Origin of the sequence: Chamaesiphon sp. (assembly GCF_041737865.1) — a bacterium.
Lineage (GTDB): Bacteria > Cyanobacteriota > Cyanobacteriia > Cyanobacteriales > Chamaesiphonaceae > Chamaesiphon.
On record NZ_JBGSQZ010000167.1, the window covers coordinates 38,189 to 45,212 of the forward strand.

Here is a 7,024-nt window from a genome sequence, read left to right on the forward strand (position 1 = left end):
TAGGACGATCGATAGGTTAAACAGTTGACAGTTGGGCTTCGCGCTCCTTATCTCGCCTTTGTCCCCCGCCCAGCTTGAGCTGGTGCGTTACGCTTCTCTGCGAGACGCTACGCGAACGCGGTAACACACCCTACAACTAAAGCCTAACAAACTACCCATGTATCTTTGGTACCGCCACCTTGAGAAGAGTTGACAACGAGGGAATCTTTTTTCAAGGCTACTCGCGTCAATCCACCTGGATTAATGTAAATATCCCTCCCATTGAGAATATAGGGGCGTAAATCTACGTGTCTACCATCGATGCCATCTGGAAGTAATGTAGGTACCCGCGATAGATTCAGGGTTGGTTGGGCGATGTAGTTGCGGGGGTTGGCGACAATTTTTGCGGCAAATTCGCTCCGCTCTTCAGGGGTGGAGCGAGTACCGATGAGCATACCGTAGCCCCCCGATTCACCTGCGGCTTTGACGACTAATTTATCTAGATTTTCTAGTACATACTGGCGTTGACTATCGTCCCAACATTCGTAGGTAGGCACATTGGGGATGATTTGCTCTTCACCGAGATAGTATTTGACGATCGCTGGGAGATAAGCATATACCACTTTATCATCGGCGACTCCCGTGCCTGGGGCATTGGCGATCGCGACTTTTCCCGCGCGATAGACATCCATCAATCCAGGTACTCCCAATGTCGAATCAGCTCTAAAAGTCAGCGGATCGATAAAGTCATCATCGATCCGCCGATAGACGACATCTACCTGCTGTAAACCCTTGGTAGTCCGCATTTGCAAGAAGCCATTGGCGATCGTCAGATCTCTGGCTTCTACCAATTGCACCCCCATCTGCTGCGCTAAAAAGGAATGCTCGAAATAGGCTGAGTTATAGATACCTGGAGTCAATACCACCACCGTCGGATCGAGGGTGGATTCTGGGGCTAGATACATCAGAGTTTCGAGTAACCTACTGGCATAATCTTCCACAGGGCGAATCTGCATCTTCTCAAATAGGCGCGGAAATGTAGACTTCATCACCCGCCGATTTTCGAGTACATAGGAAACTCCAGACGGACACCGGAGATTGTCTTCTAACACATACCAGCTACCATCGCGATCGCGAATCAAATCCGTACCAGTCACATGACACCAAATCCCCTGCGGTGGTTTTAGCCCCATACAAGGCTTGAGAAATCCACTAGCTGAATAAATTAGCTCCTGGGGAATAACTCCATCTGCGACGATCTTTTGCGCTCCATAAATATCGCTTAAAAACAAATTGAGCGCGTGGGTGCGCTGCTTTAAACCTTGCTCCAACTGTGTCCATTCGCGATCGCAAATCGTGCGGGGAATGATATCAAACGGGAGAATTTTTTCAGTCCCGCGATCGTCACTATAGACATTGAAAGTCACGCCCATTCTCAATAAAGTACTTTGGGCTAACTGCTGTTGCTGTTGTAGCTCCACTAGGGAAAGGCTGCTAATCTTTTCGATGAGGGTAGCCGCGATCGATCGGGGAGTCCCGTCAGGTAAAAACAATTCATCGTAAAAGTCACCAGGTCGATAACTGTTTATTTCCATATCATCAAAGCGGATTAGAAAACCATACTGTTACATTCTATCGAACAACTTTTTAGATCTAAATAACCGTATCAGACTATACCGTAGCGGTGGATGGTGGATGGTGGATGGTGGATAGTGGATGGTGAATATTGCTCTCGCCACAGTTGAGGGGTTTAGATCGGATGAATTTGGATCTCTAGATCCTGACTGACAGTGATGATGCTTTGCATCGGACAAGTTTGCCAATTGCCAGCAAATATCGGCTCGGAGGCTAGGATTACGGCATCTGGATAATCAAGACTATCCCTAATCCAATAGAGAGAAGGTACTTTCGTGCGATGAGCGAACCGAGAAGCAATTAATCTTTCACCATCGCTAATTACAATATTGGCAGAAATCGTCGTCCGCTCTGCTTCGACTAGATCGCGGAGGATCTGCAAGGTGCGCTGGAGTGCAATTTCTAGGGGAACGGGATGAGTATGTAGTTCGTTAGTCAACAGCGCGAAAATGTGTTCGGAATCGGTAGTTCCATCGATCGCTTGATAAATATGGTGATGTAGTTTTTCCCGAATCTGTCGATACAAACCACTGCGGAATTTGTCGATAAATCCATTGTGAATAAATAGTAATTTACCATCCTGAAACGGTTGACAATTACTCAGACTTACGGCTTGCCCTGGAGTTGCGCTTCTAACATAACTCAACATGCAGCCTGTTTCTACATATCGACTCAGGTGAGGGAGATTGATATCCGTCCAAATTGGCTGAGTATGTTTGTAAATAAACGGAGCGGTGTCTCGATCGGGATGATACCAGCCAATCCCAAAACCGTCAGCATTAATTACCCCTGCGGTCATTTCACGCGGTTGATAACTTTGGACGATGAGGGAATGTTCTGGTTTAGCGATTAATCGATCGAGTGATTGGGGGATACCCTGATAAGCAAGCAGGCGACACATTTCGGGCGAGGGGATAATATTAGGCTTTAGGCTTTAGGCTTTAGGCTTTAGGGGAAGATTTGGCTTTCACTTTTGCAGGAGTCTATTAAAAAGATGACTATTTATTTTCAAACCCGCCCTCCACTCTAGCTCCTAAAGCTGACAAAAAAGGTAGGTACTGATACCTACCTGTATTTTAGGTGTGAGTTTGATGATAATTATGGAGCTAGAGCATTCCCTCGGAGCAGACTACCGATCGTTTTGGCAGTAATCTTCAACTGCGTGATGGGATTGGCAGGTACGACTGTTTTGTAGAGATAGCTATCGAAGGTGAGCTTCTGAACGTCCAAATCGCCACACATTTCGACAAATGCTTCGCGAGTAGCATCGGAACGGTAAAATACGCGTTGGAGGATATCCAAGACCGTGTAAGTCAAGCCATAAGCTTTATCCCACTTCTTGATATATACCTTTAGATCCGCTTCCGTGGGAATCTTTGTTCCCTGTTCGGAACGTTCGACGATGACTTCTGCACACATCCGTCCTGATTTGGCAGCAAAGTAGATCCCTTCGCCGGATGACTTGGTAACATAACCAGCGGCATCGCCAACTAATGCACAACGTCCGACTACTCGACGAGGGCGAGGATGTTCGGGGATAGGGTGAGCTTCAACTTTGATGATAGTGCCGCCTTCTAGCTTCTTGGCAGCCCGTTTGCGGATACCCGCTTGCAAATGTTTGATTGAGGCTTTGTGTACCTTCATTGTCCCCGTACCGACCGCTACGTGGTCGTGTTTGGGGAATACCCACGCATAGAAATCAGTGGAGACATCATCGCCTACATACATCTCGGCGAGACTATGGTAGTAAGCCATCTTATCTTCGGGGAGTTTGATCCGTTCTTGGAATGCGATCGCGTAATTGTAGTCCCCAGCATCCATCGCTTTAGCGACGCGAGAATTGGCACCATCGGCACCGATGACTAGATCGACTTTGAGGATTTTTGCTTCCCCTTCGAGGCTGCCATTAGCATGATCCGCATAGTGGAGGACATAAGGATCTGTCGTATTGAGTCCGGGCATTTCCAACTTATGGACGGTACCATTAATCAGTTTGGCACCTAGTTTAGCTGCTCGATCGCGCAAAAATCCGTCCAAGACTTCCCGCCGACACATGCCGATATATTCCCCAGGCTTGAGGGTTTGACCGATATCGACTTCGATATTAGATGGCGATATCATCTTCATCTGCCGCACTTGTCGATCGATAATCTCTGGGGGCAAGTCAAATTCACTCACCATACAAAGAGGTATCGCTCCACCACAAGGCTTGGCGTTATCTAATTTGCGTTCAAATAAATAAGTTTCAATTCCAGCTTTCGCTAGGACTTCCGCAGCGGAAGAACCCGCTGGACCAGAACCGACAACAGCAACCCGTAGTACCACAGCTATATCTCTTTATGATTTGTGCTTACACTGATGGATGTTAGCACGGACTTTCTTGGAGATCGCTCGGAATCCGGCTCAGTCTGTCAGAATTGAAATATTCCTTTACATAACGACATATTTGGATCGGTGGGGTGTCGATCGATCTGTAGTTGTTGGATTTGCTGGGTTAGCGTTAATGCTGGTGTTTAGCATAGCGGTAGACGAAGAGAATTTGTGGGTGGCGATTTTCCTAGTGCGAGCAGAACCCGGATCTGGGGGTACCGACCCCCAGACCCCCCGTTGAGGAGCGGAACGCCGCCCCTCAAACTCCCCTGCGTAAGGTTCGACTGGTGTGTAGCGTAGCGCGCTTCGCATTGGTGCTTGGACTTTGGTTTGCTGGTGTTGGGTAGTCGTTGGCAATCGCTATCGATTTAAATGTAGGGTGTGTTAGGCGCAAGCCGTAACGCACCAGTAACCTACGCTCTACCCTCTACTCTCTACCCCCTGAATTAGCCAATCCCACTCATGACTGGATGGAAGTAGAAAGAAAATCCTAGTACTACATATGCGGCTAAAAGTAGAGAACCTTCGAGCCAATTCGATCGACCATCAGAACTGATCGAATTAGCAATTAAGACGGCGACGGCGACGGCGACTAACTCAAATGGATTAAAATTTAAGTCCATTGGTTTGCCCATAATATAACCAGCCAATACTAAAACTGGCGCGACAAATAGGGCGATTTGTAAACTCGAACCCAAAGCAACAGATACAGATAAATCCATTTTATCCTTCATGGCAACCGTTACGGCTGTAGCGTGTTCGGCGGCATTCCCAATAATCGGCACCAAAATCACCCCAGTAAATAAGGCTGTCAAACCTAACTCTTTGGTAGCAACTTCTAGAGTAGAAACGAGAAATTCTGATTCGACGGCAACTAATAAAGTACAGCCTAATAATACCGAAATCCACAGCGGTAAATTAACTTCGCCGTGGTTGTTGTCGCCGTCGAGATTGGATTCCGATAATTCTTCAGAATCTAGCTCTGCCAAATCTAAATCGTAGAGATAGGTGTGAGTTTTCATTGAGAATAGTAACGTCAAACCGTAAACGCCGATTAAAACGATCGATACTGCGATCGATAGTTTCTGTACCGCATCAGCATCAATCCCCGTTGAGGTGTAATCCACCGCCGTCGGTAATAACATGGCAATTACAGCTAGATTCAGACTCGAAGCATTGACTCGCGCCACAATGGGCTGAAACGTCTGTTCCTTATATTTCAACCCGCCCAGCAGCATCGAAAACCCCATTACCAGCAATAAGTTACCAATAATCGAACCTGTGATACTTGCTTTGACGACATCAATTAAGCCCGCATTCAAAGCAACTAAAGCAATAATCAGTTCGGTAGCATTCCCAAAAGTGGCATTTAATAAGCCACCCAGCGCGGGGCCGACGACAACGGCGATTTCTTCGGTTGCTGTGCCCATCCATGCCGCCAGCGGGATAATTGCTAGCGCAGAAGTGATAAATATAATCGGTTCGCTCCAATGTAAAAAGTGTCCCGCGATCGAAACTGGGATAAATAGTAGTAAAACGGAAAGAATATTGGTGAGACTGAGCATTGAGGCTTATAGTTATACACTGTGTCTCTAGCGTACCCGATTCATTCGACTGACTTTTCACCAAATTATCGATCGGTTAAAGTTGCTGTCGTTATCATTCGCTATCTCTCCAAGCAAATCTAAAGAACGATCTGACGATATGAGCAAGATCGGAGCCGATCTTTAATGAATTTGAGCTAAATCGAGCTGAGTTACCATGTCGCCTGTGAGACTAAATGCGCGAATCTCACTAATTTTGACAGGAACAACTTTACCCCGTAGCTCATTAATATCACCATTAAAGAAAGTGAGTCGATTACCGCCAGTTCTGCCTAATACTTGAGCAGGATTTTTGGTATTGCGTTCTTCCACCAAGACAGATTCTACTCGATCGAGATAACGCCCAGATCGCTCGATCGCGGTTTGGGAAACTAGATGATTGATCCGTTGCAACCTGTCGAGTTTGACTTCCTCACTCAGTTGATTAGTCCACACCGCCGCTGGGGTATTAGGACGCGGCGAGTAAGCCGCTGTATTTACCATATCAAAGCCGATATCGGAGATTAATGTCAGCGTACTTTCAAACTGTTGCTCGGTTTCGCCTGGAAATCCCACGATCGCATCGCCACTAATCGATGCGTCTGGCATATACTGACGGATACTATCGACAATCCGCCGATATTTTTCGTGAGTATAACCCCGTGACATCTGTTTGAGGATCTCGTTATCTCCCGACTGAAATGGGACGTGGAAATGCTCGCAGACTTTGGGTAACTCAGTACAAGCTTTAATCAACCGCTCGGTAAAGTAGCGGGGGTGACTAGTAGCAAACCGAATCCGCTCGATCCCTTCAATGTCGTGAATATAGTAGAGTAAATCTGTCAGCGTATGCAAATGACGACCTTCAGCCGTGGCTCCAGGTAAATCTCGCCCATAAGCATCAATATTTTGACCGAGTAAGGTAACTTCCTTATACCCTTGACGTGCTAACTCTCTAATTTCAGTCCGAATGGCTTCAGGCGTGCGTGACTGCTCGACACCACGCACATTTGGCACGACACAATACGTACAGCGTTCGTTACAACCGTAGATGACATTTACCCAAGCAGTTACATTACTATCGCGGCGCGGTTTGGTGATGTCTTCGATAATGTGGATCGGTTCGGTGGCGACTACCTGAGAGCCAGCCAATACCTGCTGTAAGAGGTCTTCGAGACGATTTGCGTGTTGTGGCCCCATAATCAAGTCTAGTTCGGGAATGCGGCGGAGCAAGGCTTCTCCTTCCTGCTGGGCGACGCATCCTGCCATAATCAAGATCAGATCGGGGTTGTCTTTTTTCCGTCGGGTTTGTTTGCGTGACATAACCACACGTCAAGCGAGTACGCTATGACGTGGGCTTCCTTGCAGCCCTATTAAGGGTGTACAGGATTTCCTTCATGGTACTGTTATCTATAGAACCAACTACAGAAAGATTCCCACTACGGCGTTTGATGCTA

General features: G+C 47.1%; 5 protein-coding genes. All 5 read right to left on the reverse strand.

Features of this window, described 5'->3' with window-relative positions:
• Positions 1 to 143 precede the first annotated feature (143 nt).
• On the reverse strand, positions 144 to 1,574 hold the full coding sequence (locus tag ACEW9J_RS12820; protein ID WP_373545509.1) for a circularly permuted type 2 ATP-grasp protein: 1,431 nt from the start codon (positions 1,572 to 1,574) through the stop codon (positions 144 to 146).
• Between the two features lie 155 nt (positions 1,575 to 1,729).
• Positions 1,730 to 2,515 carry an ergothioneine biosynthesis protein EgtC gene (gene egtC, locus ACEW9J_RS12825; protein ID WP_373545510.1) on the reverse strand — a complete coding sequence of 262 codons (786 nt, stop codon included), beginning with the start codon at positions 2,513 to 2,515 and terminating at the stop codon, positions 1,730 to 1,732.
• A gap of 197 nt (positions 2,516 to 2,712) precedes the next feature.
• Positions 2,713 to 3,939 (reverse strand): geranylgeranyl reductase, encoded by a 1,227-nt coding sequence (gene chlP, locus ACEW9J_RS12830; RefSeq protein ID WP_373545511.1) that lies wholly within the window; start codon positions 3,937 to 3,939, stop codon positions 2,713 to 2,715.
• 491 nt (positions 3,940 to 4,430) lie between these two features.
• On the reverse strand, positions 4,431 to 5,549 hold the full coding sequence (gene cax / locus ACEW9J_RS12835; RefSeq protein ID WP_373545512.1) for a calcium/proton exchanger: 1,119 nt from the start codon (positions 5,547 to 5,549) through the stop codon (positions 4,431 to 4,433).
• 162 nt (positions 5,550 to 5,711) lie between these two features.
• Positions 5,712 to 6,890 (reverse strand): tRNA (N6-isopentenyl adenosine(37)-C2)-methylthiotransferase MiaB, encoded by a 1,179-nt coding sequence (miaB, locus tag ACEW9J_RS12840; protein ID WP_373545513.1) that lies wholly within the window; start codon positions 6,888 to 6,890, stop codon positions 5,712 to 5,714.
• Between the last annotated feature and the right edge of the window lie 134 nt (positions 6,891 to 7,024).